Source organism: Pseudomonas sp. GW821-FHT01E05, from assembly GCF_059422425.1.
Map to the genome: position 1 here is coordinate 157,059 of NZ_JBWKWW010000009.1, position 19,109 is coordinate 176,167.

Annotated in this window: 21 protein-coding genes and 1 riboswitch; of the genes, 4 read left to right on the top strand and 17 right to left on the bottom strand. The window is 59.9% G+C overall.

Annotation, left to right across the window (positions count from 1 at the left end):
* Nucleotides 1-50: 50 nt before the first annotated feature.
* From AC07W5_RS20735 to cobO, 11 genes are all read right to left on the bottom strand, one after another.
* Entirely contained in the window at nucleotides 51-455 is a 405-nt protein-coding gene (locus tag AC07W5_RS20735) for a MarR family winged helix-turn-helix transcriptional regulator (protein ID WP_495012986.1), read from the bottom strand.
* A gap of 81 nt (nucleotides 456-536) precedes the next feature.
* Entirely contained in the window at nucleotides 537-1,268 is a 732-nt protein-coding gene (locus AC07W5_RS20740) for an adenosylcobinamide-GDP ribazoletransferase (RefSeq protein ID WP_495024233.1), read from the bottom strand.
* 2 nt (nucleotides 1,269-1,270) lie between these two features.
* The gene (locus AC07W5_RS20745; RefSeq protein ID WP_495024234.1) at nucleotides 1,271-1,843 is read right to left on the bottom strand and encodes a histidine phosphatase family protein; all 573 of its coding nucleotides are present in this window, start codon (nucleotides 1,841-1,843) and stop codon (nucleotides 1,271-1,273) included.
* Entirely contained in the window at nucleotides 1,840-2,895 is a 1,056-nt protein-coding gene (cobT, locus tag AC07W5_RS20750) for a nicotinate-nucleotide--dimethylbenzimidazole phosphoribosyltransferase (RefSeq protein ID WP_494993717.1), read from the bottom strand. The genes AC07W5_RS20745 and cobT overlap by 4 nt, the downstream gene beginning before the upstream one ends.
* Nucleotides 2,892-3,413, bottom strand: coding sequence for a bifunctional adenosylcobinamide kinase/adenosylcobinamide-phosphate guanylyltransferase (cobU, locus tag AC07W5_RS20755; protein WP_495024235.1), 522 nt, complete (start codon nucleotides 3,411-3,413; stop codon nucleotides 2,892-2,894). Before cobU ends, cobT begins: the two co-directional genes overlap by 4 nt.
* 150 nt (nucleotides 3,414-3,563) lie before the next feature.
* Complete coding sequence (locus tag AC07W5_RS20760) at nucleotides 3,564-5,015, bottom strand: cobyric acid synthase (protein ID WP_495024236.1); 1,452 nt, start codon at nucleotides 5,013-5,015, stop codon at nucleotides 3,564-3,566.
* Nucleotides 5,012-6,007 (bottom strand): threonine-phosphate decarboxylase CobD, encoded by a 996-nt coding sequence (gene cobD / locus AC07W5_RS20765; protein WP_494993714.1) that lies wholly within the window; start codon nucleotides 6,005-6,007, stop codon nucleotides 5,012-5,014. The genes AC07W5_RS20760 and cobD overlap by 4 nt, the downstream gene beginning before the upstream one ends.
* Nucleotides 6,000-6,908 carry an adenosylcobinamide-phosphate synthase CbiB gene (gene cbiB / locus AC07W5_RS20770; protein WP_495024237.1) on the bottom strand — a complete coding sequence of 303 codons (909 nt, stop codon included), beginning with the start codon at nucleotides 6,906-6,908 and terminating at the stop codon, nucleotides 6,000-6,002. The genes cobD and cbiB overlap by 8 nt, the downstream gene beginning before the upstream one ends.
* Complete coding sequence (gene bluB, locus AC07W5_RS20775; protein WP_494993712.1) at nucleotides 6,905-7,555, bottom strand: 5,6-dimethylbenzimidazole synthase; 651 nt, start codon at nucleotides 7,553-7,555, stop codon at nucleotides 6,905-6,907. Before bluB ends, cbiB begins: the two co-directional genes overlap by 4 nt.
* Nucleotides 7,552-8,934 (bottom strand): cobyrinic acid a,c-diamide synthase CobB, encoded by a 1,383-nt coding sequence (locus AC07W5_RS20780; RefSeq protein ID WP_495024238.1) that lies wholly within the window; start codon nucleotides 8,932-8,934, stop codon nucleotides 7,552-7,554. The genes bluB and AC07W5_RS20780 overlap by 4 nt, the downstream gene beginning before the upstream one ends.
* Before the next feature lie 10 nt (nucleotides 8,935-8,944).
* Nucleotides 8,945-9,556: a cob(I)yrinic acid a,c-diamide adenosyltransferase gene (gene cobO / locus AC07W5_RS20785; protein ID WP_494993710.1), complete on the bottom strand. Its 612-nt coding sequence runs from the start codon at nucleotides 9,554-9,556 to the stop codon at nucleotides 8,945-8,947.
* 77 nt (nucleotides 9,557-9,633) lie between these two features.
* Nucleotides 9,634-9,869, bottom strand: a riboswitch (cobalamin riboswitch).
* A 157-nt stretch (nucleotides 9,870-10,026) separates the two neighbouring features.
* Here cobO and AC07W5_RS20790 point away from each other — a divergent pair.
* A complete protein-coding gene (locus tag AC07W5_RS20790) occupies nucleotides 10,027-10,611 on the top strand; it encodes a hypothetical protein (RefSeq protein ID WP_494993709.1) in 585 nt (194 codons plus the stop codon).
* 143 nt (nucleotides 10,612-10,754) lie between these two features.
* On the opposite strand, the gene AC07W5_RS20795 is transcribed toward AC07W5_RS20790, so the two are convergent.
* From AC07W5_RS20795 to AC07W5_RS20820, 6 genes are all read right to left on the bottom strand, one after another.
* Nucleotides 10,755-11,417, bottom strand: coding sequence for a class I SAM-dependent methyltransferase (locus tag AC07W5_RS20795; protein ID WP_494993708.1), 663 nt, complete (start codon nucleotides 11,415-11,417; stop codon nucleotides 10,755-10,757).
* Between the two features lie 23 nt (nucleotides 11,418-11,440).
* Complete coding sequence (locus AC07W5_RS20800) at nucleotides 11,441-11,974, bottom strand: C40 family peptidase (protein WP_494993707.1); 534 nt, start codon at nucleotides 11,972-11,974, stop codon at nucleotides 11,441-11,443.
* A gap of 166 nt (nucleotides 11,975-12,140) precedes the next feature.
* The gene (locus AC07W5_RS20805; protein WP_495024239.1) at nucleotides 12,141-12,761 is read right to left on the bottom strand and encodes a C40 family peptidase; all 621 of its coding nucleotides are present in this window, start codon (nucleotides 12,759-12,761) and stop codon (nucleotides 12,141-12,143) included.
* A 213-nt stretch (nucleotides 12,762-12,974) separates the two neighbouring features.
* A complete protein-coding gene (gene hda / locus AC07W5_RS20810) occupies nucleotides 12,975-13,679 on the bottom strand; it encodes a DnaA regulatory inactivator Hda (RefSeq protein ID WP_054049492.1) in 705 nt (234 codons plus the stop codon).
* A 233-nt stretch (nucleotides 13,680-13,912) separates the two neighbouring features.
* Nucleotides 13,913-14,983: an AI-2E family transporter gene (locus AC07W5_RS20815; protein ID WP_494993705.1), complete on the bottom strand. Its 1,071-nt coding sequence runs from the start codon at nucleotides 14,981-14,983 to the stop codon at nucleotides 13,913-13,915.
* A 35-nt stretch (nucleotides 14,984-15,018) separates the two neighbouring features.
* Nucleotides 15,019-16,071: a DUF2066 domain-containing protein gene (locus AC07W5_RS20820; RefSeq protein ID WP_495012979.1), complete on the bottom strand. Its 1,053-nt coding sequence runs from the start codon at nucleotides 16,069-16,071 to the stop codon at nucleotides 15,019-15,021.
* Nucleotides 16,072-16,457: 386 nt separating this feature from the next.
* On the opposite strand from AC07W5_RS20820, the gene purM reads away from it, so the two are divergent.
* Genes purM through AC07W5_RS20835 form a run of 3 tightly spaced genes read left to right on the top strand, consistent with a single transcriptional unit; the run spans nucleotide 16,458 to nucleotide 18,900 of the window.
* Nucleotides 16,458-17,516 carry a phosphoribosylformylglycinamidine cyclo-ligase gene (purM, locus tag AC07W5_RS20825; RefSeq protein ID WP_495024240.1) on the top strand — a complete coding sequence of 353 codons (1,059 nt, stop codon included), beginning with the start codon at nucleotides 16,458-16,460 and terminating at the stop codon, nucleotides 17,514-17,516.
* An 11-nt stretch (nucleotides 17,517-17,527) separates the two neighbouring features.
* On the top strand, nucleotides 17,528-18,178 hold the full coding sequence (gene purN, locus AC07W5_RS20830) for a phosphoribosylglycinamide formyltransferase (RefSeq protein ID WP_494993856.1): 651 nt from the start codon (nucleotides 17,528-17,530) through the stop codon (nucleotides 18,176-18,178).
* A gap of 8 nt (nucleotides 18,179-18,186) precedes the next feature.
* Entirely contained in the window at nucleotides 18,187-18,900 is a 714-nt protein-coding gene (locus tag AC07W5_RS20835) for a DUF3108 domain-containing protein (RefSeq protein WP_494993702.1), read from the top strand.
* Nucleotides 18,901-19,109 lie beyond the last annotated feature (209 nt).

Here is a 19,109-nt window from a genome sequence, read left to right on the forward strand (position 1 = left end):
TTGTTCTCCGGTAGCGGGTATATACCCGCTTATGATCGGACTTATTGCCTTCAGGCAAGCTCGTCCAGCAAGGCCAGCAAGGTTTCCCGCTTTTCTGCACCCAGTTTCTCGATCAAACGCTGCTGCGCCGCTTCCCACGCCGGCAAGGCCGCCGCCAGTCGCTCTAGCCCGGTTTCAGTGAGCAATACAACACGATTGCGATGATCTTCACCCTCGACCAGCGTAACCAGACCTTCACCCTCCAGCACCCGCAGATTGCGCCCCAGGGTACTGCGGTCCAGGCCCATGGCCTGCGCCAGGGTCGAAATGCTCGGTTGGTCCAGACGTTGTAAATTGCACAGTAAAGAATACTGCGCAACGTTGATCCCGAAGCCGTCGAGAGCGCCGTCGTAATACCTGCTGACGCCTCGGGCGGCACGACGCAGGTTGGTGCATAAACATTGGGAAGGAAGCATAGTGCGTGTATATACCCGCGGTTGAGGGAAAGCAAGTTTTGAAGGATTTCTACGGTACGCTCTTCATCGCCCTACAAATCATCAGACCAACGCCAATCCCACCAACACCGCCACTTCCAGCAGCTCCAATAAGGCGCCTGCGGTATCGCCAGTAGTCCCACCCAGCCGCCGCATCATTACTTGTCGCAACCAGAAGAACACCGCTGCCGCCAGCACTGCGGCAAACACACCGTGTAATCCCGCGATCAGCACACAGGCCACCGTGCTCAGCAACAAAACCTGTTTACCGGCCATACGCGGAAGATGATCAGCCAATGCCTGTCCCAGCCCACCGGCTCGTACGTAAGGCGTCGTCAGAAACAACCCCAGCAACGCGCTGCGGCCGATCAAAGGCGCCAGGATCAACGCAATGCTGTGCTGCTGCTCGATCAGCGCCAGCAACGCGGCAAATTTGAGCAGCAGCACCAACACCAGCGTCACGACCGCAATCGGCCCGCTGCGCGGGTCCTTCATGATGGTCAGGGTTCGCTCACGATCACCAAAACCACCCAGCCAGGCATCGGCGCTATCGGCCAGGCCATCCAGATGCAAACCACCGCTGAACAAGACCCAGGCAGTCAGCAACAGCGCAGCGTGCAACAACAAGGGCGCCCCGGCGAGCCCCCAGTTCAACGTCCACAACAACCCGCCGAGGAGCAACCCCACCAGCGGATAAAACAGCAACGAACGGCCCAGTTCCTGCGGCTGCGGCATACCCGGCAGACGTATCGGCAAGCTGCTGAGAAATTGCAGGGCGATCCAGAAAGGCAGCATGTTCAGATTCCTTCGCTCAACCTGAGATTGGCCTCGACCCGCAGCGAAAACAGCGCACCGTGGCCGACTTCAACGTTGAGCAATTGCTCGCGGGGCAGACCACGAGCCTGGGCCAACAGCAAACGCATGACCCCGCCATGGCTGATCAGCAACACCCGCTCACCGGCATAGGTTTGGTGCAGCCGCTCGACCGCCGCCAGCACCCGTGCCGAAAACTGCGTCACCGGCTCGCCCCCTGGCGGGGTGAACCCGTAGGGATCCGCCCAGAACAGGCCCAGCGCTTCGGCGTCGGTTTCCATCAACGCCGCTGCGCTCTGCCCTTCCCAGGTACCGAAATGCAGTTCTTGCAGGTCTTTTTCCAGCTGCACCGGCAACCCAAGACGTGCGCCCAGTTCCTCTGCGAAACGTGCGCAACGTTGCAACGGCGAGCTGACCAGTCGATCCCACGGCCCCTTTGCCAGCACCGCGGCGCGCATTTGCTCCAAGCCCTTGGCCGTCAACGCGTCATCCAGACTGCCGCGCAAACCGCCACCGAGTTCGGTTTCGCCGTGGCGCAGCAGGTCCAGTTGCATCATGCCGGGCGATCCGCCACAGCCGCTTCCGCGAAGGTTGCCATTTGGCCATGCAGGTCACAGGCCAGTCGCAACAACGGCACTGCCAACGCGGCACCACTGCCCTCACCCAGGCGTAAGCCAAGCTCTAGCAAAGGCTCGGCCTTCAATGCCTCAAGCACATGACGATGACCCGGCTCGGCACCGCGGTGACCAAACAGCAGCCAGTCGCGACACGCAGGATTCAAGCGCACCGCGACCAACGCCGCGACGCTGCAGATGAAGCCGTCCACCAGCACGGCCACGCCTTCCTGGGCACAGGCCAGATAAGCCCCGACCAGCGCCGCGATTTCAAAACCGCCGAGATTGAACAAGGTCAGCAGCGCATCGCCGCGCTGGGCGGCATGCAATGCCAGCGCGCGCTCGATGACGTGCACTTTATGGCTGACGCCCGCGGCATTCAGGCCAGTGCCAGGCCCAACCAGATGCGCCACCGGACAATCGAGCAACGCGCAGGCCACGGCGCTCGCAGCCGTGGTGTTGCCGATGCCCATCTCACCGCCGATAAACAGCTCGGCACCTGCCGCAATGGCACGGCGCACGCTGTCCCGTCCGGCTTGCAGGGCTAATTCGCCTTGAGCATGCGTCATGGCGGGGCCGTTAACAAAGTTCTGTGTGCCAGCGCCAATGTTCAGATGACGCACGCCCGGCAGATTCAGCGAAGGCGTGACAGTGCCCAGATCGACTACTTCGAGCTGCGCCCCCAGTTGCCGCGCCAACACGCTGATTGCCGCACCGCCGCTGACGAAGTTGTGCAGCATCTGCCCGGTGACTTCCTGAGGGAACGCCGAGACGCCTTCAGCGACTACGCCGTGGTCACCTGCAAAGATCGCAATCCATAACTGATTCAGACTCGGCTTGATACGCCCTTGCAACCCGGCCAACTGCACCGCGATGGACTCAAGCTGGCCCAGGGAACCGGCCGGCTTGGTCAATTGCTGCTGACGGACCGCCGCCTGCTCGTAAGCCAGTGCATCGATCGGTTTGCACGGGTTCAGCCACCAGGAGTTATTCATAACGCAGTTCCTTTCAAAATCAGGGGCAGGCCGGCGACGGTCAGTACAACACGCTGACAGCGCTCAGCCAGGGCTTGATGCAACCAACCGGCTTCATCGACATAGCGGCGAGTCAATTCGCCCAGCGGCACGACACCCAGACCGGTCTCGTTGCTGACAAAAACAATTTCACCCGGCAAAGACCCCAGGCACTCCAGCAGCGCCTCACGCTCAAGGGCCAGGCGCTCGGGGTTTTCCAGCATCAGCAGGTTGGTCAGCCACAAGGTCAGGCAATCCACCAGCAGGCAACGTTCGGCGCTGGCGGTGTCGCGCAATACGCGGGCCAGCTCCAAGGGTTCTTCGATCAACGACCATTCAACCGGACGACGCTGGCGATGATGGGCAATGCGCTCGTTCATTTCGCCATCCAGCGGCTGGCTGGTCGCTATATAAGTCACGGCCAGACCGCTGTCGCAGGCGAGTTTTTCAGCCAGACGACTTTTACCGGAGCGGGCGCCGCCGAGGATCAGTTGCAGCATGGTCATATCCCTTCAATTTAGCGGTGCGGCCACTGGCCCCATCGCGAGCAAGCTCGCTCCTACAGTGGATTTTCGTTGTGCCGCAATTGCGTGCCCTGCCGGATTAAATGTAGGAGCGAGCTTGCTCGCGATAGGGCCATAACACTCACCCTAAATCCCACAGAGTTCGCGCAAATAGCTCGTATCAAGATGCTTTTCCACCAGATCGGCCAAGCGCTCAATGTCACGCTCGCGCAAGGAGTGGTAGTCCACCTCCTGCACATTCTGCAAACCCGCCCAACGCAACAGCGCACTGCAAGCCGCCGACGACTCGAACAGGCCATGCAGATAGGTGCCGAAAATCTGCCCGTCCGTACTTTGCGCGCCATCACTGCGGCCGTCATCCAGATACACGGCAGCCCGCTCCAGCGCGGCACCGGTAGTGACTCCGGCATGAATCTCATAACCGTTGACTGGCGCGTCTTCCAGCGCCAGATGGCCGCGTACGTTGCGCAGTTGCTTCTCTTCTTCAAGGACTGTGGCGAAGGCCAGCAGGCCCAGACCGGCACTGGACCCCGGCGCACCTTCAAGCCCCAGCGGGTCATGCAACTGCTCGCCGAGCATCTGCAAACCGCCGCAGATTCCCAGCAGCTTGCCGCCGTAGCGCAGGTGCCGCGAGATAGCCGTGTCCCAGCCGTTGGCGCGCAAGAACGCGAGGTCGCTGCGTACGCTTTTCGAACCGGGAAGAACAATCAAATCAGCCGGAGGAATCGGCTGGCCCGGACCGACGAATTGCAGATCGACTTGCGGGTGCAGACGCAGCGGATCGAAATCGGTGTGGTTGCTGATGCGCGGCAAGACCGGCACCAGCACTTTCAACACCTGCCCGACCTTGTCGGTCTGACGCTGATCGATGCCGTCTTCAGCCTCCAGGTGCAGGTCCATCACGTATGGCAACACGCCAACTACCGGCTTGCCGGTGCGCTCCTGGAGCCAGTCGAGGCCCGGTTGCAGCAAGGCAATGTCGCCACGAAAACGGTTGATGATGAAGCCTTTGACCCGTGCCTGCTCGCTGGCCGACAACAATTCCAAAGTGCCCACCAAATGGGCAAACACTCCACCGCGATTGATGTCAGCGATCAGCAACACCGGGCAGTCCACCGCTTCGGCAAACCCCATGTTGGCGATATCGCCAGCACGCAGATTAATCTCGGCCGGCGAACCCGCGCCCTCGACCATCACCACCGGGTAGGCAGCACTCAAGCGTTGATGGGAAGCCAAAACCGCCTGCATGGCGATGGATTTGTAGTCGTGATAGGCCACGGCGTTCATGCTGGTCACCGCGCGACCATGAATGATCACCTGCGCGCCGGTCTCACTGTTGGGCTTGAGCAGCACCGGGTTCATGTCGGTGTGCGGTTCAAGATTGGCGGCCTGAGCCTGCACCGCTTGTGCACGACCGATCTCGCCGCCATCCGCCGTTACCGCGCTATTGAGCGCCATGTTCTGCGGTTTGAAGGGCACGACGCGGACGCCTTGGCGGGTCAGCCAGCGGCACAGCGCCGTTACCAGCGTACTTTTACCGGCGTCCGAGGTGGTGCCTTGCACCATCAGCGTGGTCATGGTGTTTGTTCCTTGGTGTAGGCCTCTAACGCTTGATTGAGGCGCAGCCAATCGGCTTCATCGGCCGGCAAGCCGAAACGCAGGCTGCTGTTGTGGGTAAACAACCGCAACAGAATGCCGCGTTGAGCCATGAATTCGTGCAGATGTTCAGCGCGCTCAGTGATCAGCCATTGGAACAAGGCGCAGCCGCCCTGTGGCTTGAATCCATGGTGCTCAAGCACTTGCGTCAACCGTTGACTGGCTTCTTCGCTGCGCAGACGTTGCCGGGCATGCCCCACCGTATCGCGCAGGCAAACCTGCCCCAACACCCGTGTCGGCCCACTGACCGCCCAGGGTCCGACCTGTTCGGCGAGCAATTTGAGCAGTTTGCGCTCGGCCAGCACGAAGCCCAGACGTACACCGGCCAAACCGAAAAACTTGCCGAATGATCGCAAAACGATCAACCCGACCTGATTGGCATGAGCGGCCAGACTGAGCTGCGGTGTGTTGTCCATGAACGCTTCATCGACCACCAGCCAGCCGCCGCGTTGCGCCAGTCGAGCATGCCAGTCGAGTAACCGATCCGGGGTCAGGCTCAGGCCGGTGGGGTTATTCGGGTTGACCACCACCAGCACGTCAAGGTGGTCGAGAAAGAAGTCTACTTCCTGCTCCAGCACCTCACGCACGATGTAGCCGCAGCGGCGCCATGCCTCGGCATGCTCGGCGTAACAGGGCGAGAGCACGCCAACCTTGCCGGCACGGCGTAATCGCGGCAGCAACTGGATCGCCGCTTGCGAGCCCGGAACCGGTAGCACTTGAGTCGCGCCGTAGTAATCGCAGGCGGCTTGCTCAAGACCATCATCGGTTTCCGGCAAACGCGCCCAGGCCCGCAGAGGGATCTGCGGTACCGGCCACGGCCAAGGCGCAAGGCCACTGGACAGGTCCAGCCAATCCGCTTCGGCAATACCGTATTGCAGCGCGGCCTTGCGCAACCGTCCGCCGTGGTCAAGCATAGAGCTCAGCTCCCACGCAGAAAATCAGCAACCATAACCACACCCCGCGCTGCACCAGTTGCCAGCCACGGTCGATGGAGTTGGCATCAGCCGGCACGCCCTCACCCAGTTGCGGACGCTGGTGCAGTTCACCGTGGTAGATCGCTGCCCCGCCCAACTCTACGCCCAAGGCCCCCGCGCCCGCTGCCATTACCGGACCTGCGTTCGGGCTGTCCCAGGTGGGTCCCTGAGTCCGCCAGCACTTCAGCGCCAGACGGGTCTTGCCCAAGAGCGCGTAGGTCAGGGCAACCAGGCGAGCAGGAATATAGTTAAGAGCATCGTCGATCTTCGCCGCCGCCCAGCCAAAGCGTTCGAAGCGTTCATTGCGATAGCCCCACATCGCGTCCAGCGTATTACTCAGGCGATACAGCACCACCCCCGGTGCGCCGGCGACGGCAAACCAGAACAACGCAGCGAACACCGCATCGCTACCGTTTTCCAACACCGACTCAGTGGCGGCCCGGGCGACTTCCGTGGAATCAAGCTCACTGGTCTGACGGCTGACCAGATAGCCCACTCGACGTCGTGCTTGCTCCAGGTCATCGCTGCGCAGAGCCTGAGCGACCGGATTGACATGCTCGCCAAGGCTGCGCAAGCCAAGGGCGCAATACAACGCGAGGATCTCGACCAGCCAACCGATATATGGCAGCCAGGCAAAGGCGGTCACCAATAGAGTCAGCGGCAACACCGCCATCACCCAGGCAGTGACGCCGTGACTGCGCCAGCCACGACCGCCGGAGTTGAAACGTTGCTCGATGCGATCGGCAAAACGGCCGAACGCCACCAGCGGATGCCAGCGCCTGGGTTCGCCCAGCAGCGCATCCAGCGCGACCGCGGCGGCACTCAACAACGCCACACTCATTGACTCACTCCCCAATAATTCTCATACAGCAATTCACTCAGCGGGCGCGGCTGCGCCCAGCCTTCAAGCACCAACATGGGGGCCGGATAAAACGCCGTGACCGGACCCAGGCACAATACCGCCAGCGGTTTGGCCCCGGCCGGCAGACCCAGCAAGTCGGCCAGCGCCTGGGGCTCGAACAGCGACACCCAGCCCATCCCCAGGCCTTCGGCGCGGGACGCCAGCCAGAGATTCTGAATAGCGCAGGACAACGACGCCATGTCCATCTCCGGCAAGGTCCGGCGCCCAAAGATATGCCGCTCGCGATCGTCCATCAGCGCGGCGACCAGCACTTCAGCGCAGTCGTTGATGCCTTCGACTTTCAACTTCATGAAGTCGTCGGAACGTTCGCCCAGCGCCTCGGCAGTGCGTACACGTTCTTCTTCGACCAGTTGCTGAATTTTGCCGCGCAACGGGCGGTCGGTGATGCGGATAAACCGCCACGGCTGCATCAGGCCCACGCTTGGAGCTTGATGGGCGGCCTCGAGCAGACGCCTGAGCAGTTCGGGCTCGACGGTGCCGCCAGCAAAGTGACGCATGTCGCGGCGCTCGCCAATCACGCGATAAACAGCCTCACGTTCGGCCGGACTAAAGGCGTTGTCGGTCATGGCCTCTTCGCGAGCAAGCTCGCTCCTACAGGAAGTACACGATCTAGTGTGGGAGCGAGCTTGCTCGCGATAGCGGTTTGCGAGCCAGGCGCAAAAAGTGCGGCCACCGCAGAGGGATTGGAAGGGAAATAGAAGTGCACATAGGAAGCGGTCATTCGACCGTCACGGTAGACCGCTTCGGCGCCACGCCCACCGTTAGGACTCAGGCCCCGGGCTATCGGCTCAAGCGCTGTACTGGTCAGCGAGTGATGATAGGTGTGGCCGCGCAACGAGCCCTCTGGCAGATCAACCGCCTGCAAGGCCAACGCCGCGAGACGCTTTTGCATCACCGCTTCGCCGGCGAGCAACCCCACCAGTTCGGCGCGCTGACCGTCGACATCGGTCAGGGAGTCGAGCAGATACAACATGCCGCCACACTCGGCCAGCAACGGCTTGTCGGCCTCATGGTGCGCGCGGATCGCAGCCAGCATCGTGGCGTTTTCCGCCAGCGCAACATGATGCAATTCCGGGTAGCCGCCCGGCAGGTACAAGCTGTCAGCCTCGGGCAGTTCGCGATCATGGATCGGCGAAAAGAACAGCAACTCGGCGCCCATCGCCCGTAGCAGGTCCAGGCTCGCCCCGTAGGTGAAAGCAAATGCCTCATCGCGAGCCACGGCAATCCGCACACCGGCCAATAATGGCTCGGCGACGACAACCTCAGGCGCAGCGAACCCGACTGCCGGCGGCAACGCCACCTCACAACTGCTGGCCAAGGCTTCGGCCGCCGCGTCGAGGCGCAGATCCAGATCATTCAGTTCGCTGGCCTGCACCAGGCCCAGGTGGCGGCTCGGCAGTTCGATCCCGGTTTCGCGAGACAGCGCGCCATACCAGCGCAGGCCTTCGGTCAGGCTGCCTTCGAGCAATTGCGCGTGGCGCAACGTGCCAACCCGGTTGGCCAGAACGCCGGCAAACGGCAAGTCCGCCTGATAGCGCGCCAGCCCCAAGGCCAGAGCACCGAACGTCTGGGCCATGGCCGTACCGTCGATCACGGCGAGCACCGGCACGCCGAAGTGCCGCGCCAAATCGGCGCTGGACGGCGTACCGTCGAACAGGCCCATGACGCCTTCGATCAGGATCAGGTCAGCCTCGCCCGCCGCTTCCCACAGCAGTCGGCGGCTTTCTTGTTCGCCGACCATCCACATGTCCAATTGATACACCGGCGCGCCGCTGGCGCGCTCGAGAATCATCGGGTCGAGAAAGTCCGGACCGCACTTGAATACCCGCACCTTGCGTCCCTGATTGCGATGCAAGCGGGCCAGCGCGGCGGTCACGGTGGTCTTGCCCTGACCGGAAGCCGGTGCGGCGATCAATACCGCCGGACAATGACGTGCATCACTCATGCTTCAATACTCACAGCTCAATGCCCTTTTGCGCTTTGATCCCGGCCTGGAACGCATGTTTGAGCACGCCCATTTCGGTAACCGTGTCGGCCAGATCAATCATTTCGGGCTTGGCGCCGCGGCCGGTTACCAGCACGTGCTGCATTGGCGGGCGAGCCTGCAAATCGCTGAGAACCAGGTCCAGGTCGAGATAACCGTGCTTGAGGGCGATATTCAGCTCGTCAAGCACCACCAGGCCAATGGCCGGGTCACGCAGCAGTTCACGGGACACTTCCCAGGCCGCTTCGGCTGCGGCGATGTCACGCTGGCGATCCTGGGTTTCCCAGGTGAAGCCTTCGCCCATGACGTGAAAGCGTACTTGCTCGGGAAAGCGTCGAAAGAACAGCTCCTCCCCGGTGCTGTTGCGACCCTTGATGAACTGCACCACGCCGCATTTCATTCCGTGGCCCATGGCCCGTGCAAGCATGCCAAAGGCAGAACTGCTCTTGCCTTTGCCGTTGCCGGTCAGGACCAACAACAGCCCGCACTCGTTCGGCGAGTTGGCAATACGCTCGTCGATCACGGCTTTTTTGCGCAACATACGCGCCAGATGGCGTTCGTCACGATCGGGGGATTCAGTCATGGCAGCTCTCCGTTGGAACGATAACGGGGGGGCAGGAATAAAAATAGACGGCATAAGCCTGGCATCGCCCACCGTGATGCCGCTGGATGGATCAGGCCGGTCTCCGGGCTCATGAGGGGCATCGCTGCCGAGCTGCACGCCTTCCCGTATCGACAGTCGACACAGTGGCCAAAAGCACAGCCTTGACTCATTTACCGTTGCGGGGGCAGCGCCGGGATCGCTGTCCGTTCTGTTAAAGAACGGACACTCACCGGCTTCCCTGTTTCACTCTGTCGACCTTGGGTCACAGAGCACCTGAAACAAGTCGCGAAGGTTAGAGGGTTGGGGGTGGAGCGTCAATTAAACCCGGGGCGTTCGCCCGCGATATTATGTGCTGTCGTTCAATAAACTGACGCCAATCTTGTGCCACACTGAAAGCAGTGATATCAAATAGCCACAACACTAACATCACAAAAATAAAGGTGGGCAACATGCAAGGCATGATCATCAGCAATCCGAAGCTGGAATTCCTGCGCCCAGTGCTGGAGCGCTGGTTTGAATGTATCGATCGCTACATCCAGGTACGCGGTGATAACGAATCCCCTTATTGGTTTGATGAACGCGCCAATCTTGGGCTGCTCTCGGCTGCCGCCTGGATGTCGGAAATGGTGACACTGGAACAGACCCCGACGAAAAAACAGCAGGAAGACGGCGACCGCAATGGACGTGCCGACCTCTACATCGCCACCAATGAGGAACGGGTCTACATCCAGGCCACCCAGCGCTGGCCGCGGGTCAATAACCTGAACCTCACTCAAGCGCTGCTCGACGCCGTGAGCGATGCCAGGAAGATCAGCTACGCCAGCGATCTGAAGCTCGGTTGCCTGTTCGTAGCGCCACACAAACCACAACACAGCGCCACCCCAGAAGAACTCCAGGACATGGTCGACGATCTGCAAAAGGAACATACCTGCGCCGTGGCCTGGTACTTCCCTTACCCCTATCACAAGTTGCGCAATGAAGCAGGCAACTATCATCCGGGCGTCGCCGTGCTATTCAAAGAAGCCCGCGGCTGAAACGCTGAACCACCGGGCAGCTTCGCCTCTCTATGGTTACATCGGTGCATTCATAGGGGAACCAGCATGCTCAAGCCGCAACTCGCCATCGCCATCGCCATCGCCATCGCCATCGCCATCGCCATCGCCAGCAAGCTGTGCTCCTACAGTTTGCGGCACAACGTCAGGCCATCGCCTAACGGCAACAGTGACAAGTCGACACGCAAGTCATCCTTCAAGGCGCGGTTCAATGCCTGGATGGCTCGAGTGTCTTCACTCTCAGGATTCACCTCAAGCACCCGCCCGCTCCACAGCGTGTTATCGAAAATCGCCAGACCGCCACTTCGCAGCAGACGCAAGGCACTCTCCAGATAGGCTGGATAGTTGGCTTTGTCAGCATCGATGAAGATCAAGTCGAAACAGCCACCCTGCCCTTGCTGCTCGATCTGCGCCAGGGTTTCCAGTGCAGGCGCCAGACGCAAATCAATTCGCTGCGCCACACCCGCCTCCTGCCAGTAACGGCGTGCAGTGGCGTTGTAATCACCCGGGATATCGCAGCAAATCAAGGTACCGTCATCCGGCAAGGCTGCGGCCATGCACAAGGCGCTGTAGCCGGTGAAAGTACCGACTTCCAGCAAACGCCTGGCGCCGGTCAGCTTGACCAACAACGCGAGGAACTGACCCTGCTCGGGCGCCACCTGCCAGCGGGCCATGGGCAAGGCCTGGGTTTCGTCACGCAAGCGGCGCAACAACGGCGTTTCGCGCAGGGAAACATCCAGCAGATAGCTGTAGAGGGAATCGTCGAGATTGAGAGTGCGAGCGGTCATGACAACCTCTGCAAAGGTGCGACCTAAGGGTTGCGCGCCAGATGCTCAGGCTGCAATACCCGCTTGGCGCTTAGATAGGCTTTCTGCCAATAGGTTTTGGACAGACTGTCCAGCTTAACCGTTCCGCCAGTGGCCGGCGCGTGAACAAACCGGCCTTCGCCGACATAGATTCCGGCGTGACTGACTTGCGAGCCGCCATTGGTGGCGAAAAATACCAGATCGCCGGTTTGCAGTGCATTCTGGTCGACATCCTGAGCGCGCATGCCGATCATCTCGCGGGTCGAACGCGGCAGAGTGATGCCAGCTGCATCGCGATAGACATAGCCGATCAGGCCACTGCAATCAAAACCCGAATCCGGCGTATTACCCCCCCAACGATAAGGCGTACCCACCAGGCCCAACGCACGGAAAAGCACGTCTTCAGCGGCAGGCGAATAGGTTTGAGGGGAAGCGAAAACAGGAGGCCGAACCACCGGAGCTGGCGGCGGAGTATGGCTGGCGCATGCACTGAGCAGTGCCGCGAAAACGAGAAGGGCGAGGCGGGCCGACGTCGACATATGCAGAACAATCCTGATCTGGATGCGGCTTTCTCTGCCGTGAGGCTGAAAACAAAACCGCGTAAGCAGGGCTTACGCGGTTAGGTTATCAACAATAGGTCAGGATTCTAGCGGCTACGCGTCAAACTTCAAGTAAGACTTTAACTTAACCTTACAAAAAGATTGATTACTTGCGAACAGTGACCGTGGTCGGGGCCATGGCGAGTGCGCGCTTGGCTTCGATGAAGGTCTTGCTCCAGTAGCTGTCGCCCAGGTTATCGACTCGAACACCACCGCTACGACGGCTGCTGGAGTGGATGAACTGGTCATCACCCAGGTAGATCCCCGCGTGACTGACACGGCCACGGCGACCACTGGTGCTGAAGAACAGCAGATCACCGGGCTTGAGGTTGTTGCGAGCGACCAGCGGTGCGTCAACGTTGATCATCTCGCGAGTGGAGCGCGGCAAATTCATGCCCGCCTCTTCACGAAACAGATAACCGATGAAGCCGCTGCAATCGAAGCCAGCCTCGGAGGTGCCACCGAAACGGTAGCGGGTACCGATCAGAGACATACCACGCTCAAGGATGCTGTCGGCCAGAACTGGCAGCTGGTACGGCTTGCTGCCGGCGAAGTCGGCCAGTTCTTTTTCAGTCGCCAGTTCTTCCCGGTAAGCAGCGGAAGATTGGGCAGTAACAGAATTTTTAAACTGTTGTTCTTGCTGTTGCGACACCGGAGAGTGAGCAGCGCAACCAAACAACAGGGTGACGAGTGCGAGAGGCACGAGGGGTGCGAAGCGCTTTAGCATGGGCACGACCGTGGCTGAAGATATAAAGAAGCCGCGACTATGCCTTCTATCATCCTCATTTGCAAATTCAATCGATGTAAATGTGACTTATCGGTTTCTCGTTTACATCTAAGGCCTTAAGCCCGATATAAACGCTCGCGCACCCTGGAAGCATCCCTGGAGCGGGTTTTCTGGCGCCTTGAAAGTGCCAAAAAAGCGCTACAGACTGCGGTTTTACCAGCCCAGGGTTTCTTTAAGGAAGGGAATGGTCAGCTTGCGTTGCGCCTGCAACGAAGCCTGATCGAGACGTTCCAGCAGCTCGAACAACGCACTCATGCTGCGAGTGCCGCGAGTGAGGATAAAGTGCCCGACCTCATCGGTCAGGTGCAGACCACGACGCGAAGCACGCAATTGCAGAGCTCGCAGCTTGTCTTCATCGGACAGTGGACGCATCTGGAAAATCAACGCCAGGGTCAATCGTGATTTCAAGTCCGCCAGCTTCACCGGCAATTCACGTGGAGAGGTTGAAGCGGCGATCAGCAGACGCCGACCACTGTCACGCAAACGGTTGAACAGATGGAACAACGCCTCTTCCCAGTCCGCTCGCCCCGCTACCGCCTGCAAATCATCCAGACAGACCAGCTCGTATTGCTCAAGGTTGTCGAGAATTTCGATACCGCGATCCAGCAACTCTGCCAGCGGCAAGTACACCGCCGGCTCGCCCATTTGTTCAAAACGCAAGCAAGCGGCTTGCAGCAAGTGCGTACGCCCGACGCCATCCTTGCCCCAGAGATAGATCAGGCTTTCGGTCCAGCCGGCGTCGGCTTCGCAAAGCCGCTCGACATAGCCGAGTGCAGCGGCATTGGCGCCTGGGTAGTAGTTGATAAAGGTGGCGTCGTCACGCAGACGCACACCTAGGGGCAGCTGAATCGGTTTCATGCTGACTGAACAGTTCCAAACGAACCGTTAGTGGCCTCTGTGTAAAGTTTGCAAAGTTTATACCCGTGACGCCGGGCGCACAATGCAGCAGACCATAAGCAAAATCAAAGGTTTGCGTTAATTTACGGGTACCGACGGGGTTTGTTTGACGGCGGATGTGACAGCCATGAACACCCTACAGGCCTGCCCGGCAATGAGCCGGGCAGCCTTGGGCGCTTAATCGACAGCGCATCTCAATCAGAATCTTCCACACCACTGTACATGCCAGAATCTTTATACAAATCATGCACATGGCGCACCAGCACCATGATCACCGCTGCCACCGGCAACGCCAGCAGGATCCCGGTGAATCCAAACAGCTCACCGCCAGCCATGATCGCAAAGATCACCGCCACCGGGTGCAAGCCTATCCGGTCCCCCACCAACAACGGCGTTAGCACCATGCCTTCCAACGCCTGACCGACCATGAACACCGCGACAATGCCAATCATCGAATACAGATCACCACCAAACTGAAACAACCCGACGATCAACGCCGCGCCAATCCCGATGACGAACCCCATGTATGGCACGATGGCCGCCAGGCCGGCAATCAGACCGATCAACAGCCCGAGCTCCAGCCCGACCAGCATCAAGCCTGCTGCATAGATCACACCCAAGGCCAGCATCACCAGCAACTGACCGCGAACAAATGCCCCAAGTACTTCGTGGCACTCTCCTGCCAATGACACCGCACGCTCTTCACGATTGCGAGGTAGCAGGCTACGGATTCTGGCCATCATCAGATCCCAGTCCCGAAGTAGGTAGAAACTGACCACCGGGATCAACACCAGGTTAGCCAGCCAGGCGATCAACGCCAGGCCGGAGGCCGTTGCCTGGCTCAGTACCACACCGACAATGTCGGTGGTCTGCCCCATATGCTCACTGATCGCAGCCTTGACCTTGTCGAACTTCCAGAAACCTTCTGCAAGCCCCAGTTTCGACTGCACCCAAGGCATCGCCGTGTGCTGCAACCAATCGAGCATTTGCGGTGCCAGCTCATACAGCCGGAACAACTGCTTGGCCAGCATGGGCACAAGAACCAGCAACAACGTCATGACGATCAAGGTGAATAGCGCGAACACTGCCACAACGCCCCAGGTTCGCGAGAGGCCGAGCTTTTCCAGCCGATCCACCAGAGGGTCGAACAGATAGGCCAGCAGCAGCGCCACCAGGAACGGTGAGAGGATCGGATGCAATAGATACACAAACGCGCACAGCAGGATGACCCCACCCAACCACACCCAACGACGCGTATCAGCCATGAACCACTCCAGCTTGTATATAAGGAAAGAAAAACTTACCAGCGGAAACGCAGTTGCGCGGTTGGTGCCGGAGCACTAACCGGCGCTGCACCTTCGACCGCTGGCTGAGCAGACGCTACCGGCGCCACCGGCACACCCGCGGGAACCTCTTGCAGCTTCGCCAACCCCAATTGCGCTCGCAATTGCTCGGCGCTGCCATTGACCCGATAAATGACTCTGTCACCCTCGACACGCTGCACTTGCGCGCCAAACGGCTCAAGTAAATGCCCAAGCGCCGCGTAGCGCTCCAGGGTCATGCCTTGCACCTCCAGCAGCTGCTCGGTCGACGCTCCCGGCCTGGCGACGAAGCGTGGTGCCAGCTTCTGACTGACGGCCAGCAAAACGGCATCGGCCAGAGCTGCGGTATCGGCGCCCTGCACACTGCCCTGTTCACGCTGATCGCCTAGCCACAGACGCCATTTGGCCTGCCACTGCCCACCCTCCTGACGGGCATGTACCGCCAGCAAGGCGTCAGCGGCGTAGCGTTGCGAAGCTGCATACAGCGGCGCCGGGTCGGTCCCTTCAAGAATCGGTGCGGTGCCGACGATCTGTTCACTCAGATCCCCCAACGGCAAACGCAGTGGCAAACCGCGGTGCTGGGCTGCTCGGCGCAGCGGCTCGGCGCTGGCCTGGCCGTCGCCCATCAGGCTGGAGCCTTCGGTCGAATCGTTCAGCCACCAAATGAGAATCGACGGACGATTGCTACCCCACAATGCCAACCCTGCCTGACGTAATGCGCGATCAGTGCTGACCGGATCGAAATCGACTTTCAGGCTTTCAGGAGGCCCGGCGTCATAGCCGTATTGGCTGATGATCTGCTGCGGATCCTTGCGAATAGCCGCCAGCCCTGGGCCCTGCGCGGCTTTGGCATCACCGGTCAAGCGCAGCACCAGAGTCTCCAAAGCCTTTTGCGTGGCTTGATCGCGCTCTTGCGGGGTCTGACCGCTGACGGGTTCGCGCACTTGATAGAGACCACTAAGGGCTTCGGCATGACTCGCCAGACTGACAAATGACAAACAACCCACAAATAGAATTTTACACAGACGCATGGAAGATTCCCGACGGAAAAAAGCGGCTGGAACAGACCGCATGAACACGATTGAGCAAGGCTGTGACCACACGCCTGCGCAAAACATTCACACGACCAATGGAAGTTTTTGCACTGTCATAACGATAGCTGGTTAAAGGCTATACCTTATACAGCTGCGAGCGAGGCTACCAACACGAGCAATAACGGCTTTTTTTAACGCGATATGTCCCTACCCGTCGGCCCGAGGATGGCCGCTGCCCCTCAAGCCTGATAAAATCGCGCGCCTTCGCAGACCGGCAACAGCTGGGCACCCTGAAATACTCGCGCGGCAATCGCGCATTGGTTTTTTCAGTGGTCTCACTGGACTCGGTCGATATCCCTGAATCCCCCCTAAAGGCCTGGATCATGAGCAAGCAACCCTCCCTGAGCTACAAGGACGCCGGTGTAGACATCGACGCCGGTGAAGCATTGGTCGAACGCATCAAGAGCGTCGCCAAGCGCACTGCGCGCCCGGAAGTCATGGGCGGCCTGGGCGGTTTTGGCGCCCTCTGCGAAATCCCGGCAGGCTACAAACAGCCGGTTCTGGTCTCCGGCACCGACGGCGTCGGCACCAAGCTGCGTCTGGCGTTGAACCTGAATAAACATGACAGCATCGGCATCGACCTGGTCGCCATGTGCGTCAACGATCTGGTGGTGTGCGGCGCAGAACCGCTGTTCTTCCTCGACTACTACGCCACCGGCAAACTGAATGTCGAGACCGCTACCCAGGTCGTGACCGGTATCGGCGCAGGTTGCGAGTTGTCCGGCTGCTCGCTGGTCGGCGGTGAAACCGCTGAAATGCCGGGCATGTACGAAGGTGAAGACTACGACCTGGCCGGTTTCTGCGTCGGCGTCGTGGAAAAATCCGAAATCATCGACGGCTCGAAAGTCGCCACTGGCGATGCCCTGCTCGCCCTGCCGTCTTCCGGCCCGCACTCCAACGGCTACTCGCTGATCCGCAAGATCATCGAAGTGTCCGGTGCAGACATCGAAAACATCCAGCTCGACGGCAAACCTCTGACCGACCTGCTGATGGCCCCGACCCGTATATACGTAAAGCCCCTGCTCAAGCTGATCAAAGACACTGGCGCAGTCAAAGCCATGGCCCACATCACCGGTGGCGGCCTGCTCGACAACATCCCGCGCGTTCTGCCTGAAGGCGCTCAGGCCGTGGTCGATGTCGCCAGCTGGCAGCGCCCGGCTGTCTTCGACTGGCTGCAAGAGAAAGGCAACGTTGACGAAGTGGAAATGCACCGCGTGCTGAACTGCGGCGTTGGCATGGTGATCTGCGTGGCTCAGGAGCATGTTGAAACGGCCCTCAACGTACTGCGTGAAGCAGGCGAGCAACCGTGGGTCATCGGCCAGATCGCTGCTGCCGCCGAAGGCGCTGCACAGGTCGAGCTGAAAAACCTCAAGGCTCACTAATGCGCGAGCAGATGCCGACCACCTGTGATGTAGTGGTGCTGCTTTCCGGCACCGGCAGCAACTTGCAGGCTCTGATCGACAACAGTCTGGCCGGGGACAACCCGGTCCGCATCCGCGCGGTGATTTCCAACCGCGCCGACGCCTACGGCCTGCAACGTGCCAGAGAAGCGGGTATCGAAACCCGCTCTCTCGATCACAAGGCTTTCGAAGGTCGTGAGGCCTTCGATGCCGCCTTGATCGAACTGATCGACGCCTTTAAACCCAAGCTCGTCGTCCTTGCCGGATTCATGCGCATCCTCAGTGCCGATTTCGTTCGTCATTACCAGGGCCGCCTGCTGAATATCCACCCATCGTTGTTACCCAAATACAAAGGGTTGAACACTCATCAGCGAGCGCTGGAGGCCGGTGACACCGAGCACGGCTGCAGCGTGCATTTCGTAACCGAGGAACTCGATGGCGGGCCACTGGTCGTACAGGCAGTGATCCCGGTAGAGTTAGACGACTCGCCGCAGAGTCTGGCGCAACGAGTCCACGTCCAGGAGCACCGGATTTACCCGATGGCAGTGCGCTGGTTTGCCGAAGGTCGGTTAACGCTTGGTGAACATGGTGCATTATTGGATGGTCAGTTACTTGCGGCCAGCGGCCACTTGATTCGAATCTAGGAGATTTTATGCGTCGTGCCCTGCTCTTCGCTTGTGCTCTGCTCGCCCTGCCTGTTGTGCAGGCAGCGGACCTTCAACCTTTCTCCGCCAGTTATACCGCCGACTGGAAGCAACTCCCCATGAGCGGTTCGGCCGAACGCAGCCTGTCGAAAAATGCCAACGGCTCCTGGACCTTGAATTTCAAGGCCTCCATGCTGGTCGCCAGCCTGACCGAGGAAAGCACCCTGAAGCTGGACAAGGACGCCTTGCTCCCCCAGTCATATCGCTTCGAACGCGGCGGTCTGGGCAAAGCCAAGAAGGTCAATCTGGACTTCGACTGGACCACCAAGATGGTCACCGGCACTGATCGCGGCGACCCGGTCAAGGTCCCGCTCAACACAGGCATGCTGGACAAGTCCACTTATCAACTGGCCTTGCAGCGCGATGTAGCAGCCGGCAAAAAAAGCATGAGCTATCAGGTGGTCGAAGGTGAAGACACAGACACCTACGACTTCCGCGTGATCGGCTCTGAGAAAGTCCAGACCAAGGCAGGTTCAGTCGATGCGATCAAGGTCGAACGCGTCCGCGACCCGACACAGAACAAGCGCATCACTGAAATGTGGTTCGCCAAGGATTGGGGCTACATTCTGGTAGCCCTGCGTCAGGTCGAGACCGACGGCAAGGAGTACAACATCATGCTCCAGGACGGTACGGTCGACGGCAAGGCTGTCAAAGGCAGCTGATCCGGATCGAAGTGAATAAGCCTCGCGAATGCGGGGCTTTTTTTCGCCTGCAGTTTTTGCAAAGGCCGCGCAGGAGCAGGGGGACGCCTACGATAACAATGCCGTCGAAGATGAAACTTTTGTCAGAAAAGCCGGAGGCCTGCGACCGTATGTCACGTCTTTCGCGGGCTGCGGGACTGTTTCATTTTTTGCACAAGACCGTTACCAGT

What these genes read in the sequence shown, in the direction of transcription:
- AC07W5_RS20735 (WP_495012986.1), bottom strand. Translation starts at nt 455, where the DNA reads ATGCTTCCTTCCCAATGTTTATGCACCAACCTGCGTCGTGCCGCCCGA.
- AC07W5_RS20740 (WP_495024233.1), bottom strand. Translation starts at nt 1,268, where the DNA reads ATGCTGCCTTTCTGGATCGCCCTGCAATTTCTCAGCAGCTTGCCGATA.
- AC07W5_RS20745 (WP_495024234.1), bottom strand. Translation starts at nt 1,843, where the DNA reads ATGATGCAACTGGACCTGCTGCGCCACGGCGAAACCGAACTCGGTGGC.
- cobT (WP_494993717.1), bottom strand. Translation starts at nt 2,895, where the DNA reads ATGAATAACTCCTGGTGGCTGAACCCGTGCAAACCGATCGATGCACTG.
- cobU (WP_495024235.1), bottom strand. Translation starts at nt 3,413, where the DNA reads ATGCTGCAACTGATCCTCGGCGGCGCCCGCTCCGGTAAAAGTCGTCTG.
- AC07W5_RS20760 (WP_495024236.1), bottom strand. Translation starts at nt 5,015, where the DNA reads ATGACCACGCTGATGGTGCAAGGCACCACCTCGGACGCCGGTAAAAGT.
- cobD (WP_494993714.1), bottom strand. Translation starts at nt 6,007, where the DNA reads ATGCTTGACCACGGCGGACGGTTGCGCAAGGCCGCGCTGCAATACGGT.
- cbiB (WP_495024237.1), bottom strand. Translation starts at nt 6,908, where the DNA reads ATGAGTGTGGCGTTGTTGAGTGCCGCCGCGGTCGCGCTGGATGCGCTG.
- bluB (WP_494993712.1), bottom strand. Translation starts at nt 7,555, where the DNA reads ATGACCGACAACGCCTTTAGTCCGGCCGAACGTGAGGCTGTTTATCGC.
- AC07W5_RS20780 (WP_495024238.1), bottom strand. Translation starts at nt 8,934, where the DNA reads ATGAGTGATGCACGTCATTGTCCGGCGGTATTGATCGCCGCACCGGCT.
- cobO (WP_494993710.1), bottom strand. Translation starts at nt 9,556, where the DNA reads ATGACTGAATCCCCCGATCGTGACGAACGCCATCTGGCGCGTATGTTG.
- AC07W5_RS20790 (WP_494993709.1), top strand. Translation starts at nt 10,027, where the DNA reads ATGCAAGGCATGATCATCAGCAATCCGAAGCTGGAATTCCTGCGCCCA.
- AC07W5_RS20795 (WP_494993708.1), bottom strand. Translation starts at nt 11,417, where the DNA reads ATGACCGCTCGCACTCTCAATCTCGACGATTCCCTCTACAGCTATCTG.
- AC07W5_RS20800 (WP_494993707.1), bottom strand. Translation starts at nt 11,974, where the DNA reads ATGTCGACGTCGGCCCGCCTCGCCCTTCTCGTTTTCGCGGCACTGCTC.
- AC07W5_RS20805 (WP_495024239.1), bottom strand. Translation starts at nt 12,761, where the DNA reads ATGCTAAAGCGCTTCGCACCCCTCGTGCCTCTCGCACTCGTCACCCTG.
- hda (WP_054049492.1), bottom strand. Translation starts at nt 13,679, where the DNA reads ATGAAACCGATTCAGCTGCCCCTAGGTGTGCGTCTGCGTGACGACGCC.
- AC07W5_RS20815 (WP_494993705.1), bottom strand. Translation starts at nt 14,983, where the DNA reads ATGGCTGATACGCGTCGTTGGGTGTGGTTGGGTGGGGTCATCCTGCTG.
- AC07W5_RS20820 (WP_495012979.1), bottom strand. Translation starts at nt 16,071, where the DNA reads ATGCGTCTGTGTAAAATTCTATTTGTGGGTTGTTTGTCATTTGTCAGT.
- purM (WP_495024240.1), top strand. Translation starts at nt 16,458, where the DNA reads ATGAGCAAGCAACCCTCCCTGAGCTACAAGGACGCCGGTGTAGACATC.
- purN (WP_494993856.1), top strand. Translation starts at nt 17,528, where the DNA reads ATGCCGACCACCTGTGATGTAGTGGTGCTGCTTTCCGGCACCGGCAGC.
- AC07W5_RS20835 (WP_494993702.1), top strand. Translation starts at nt 18,187, where the DNA reads ATGCGTCGTGCCCTGCTCTTCGCTTGTGCTCTGCTCGCCCTGCCTGTT.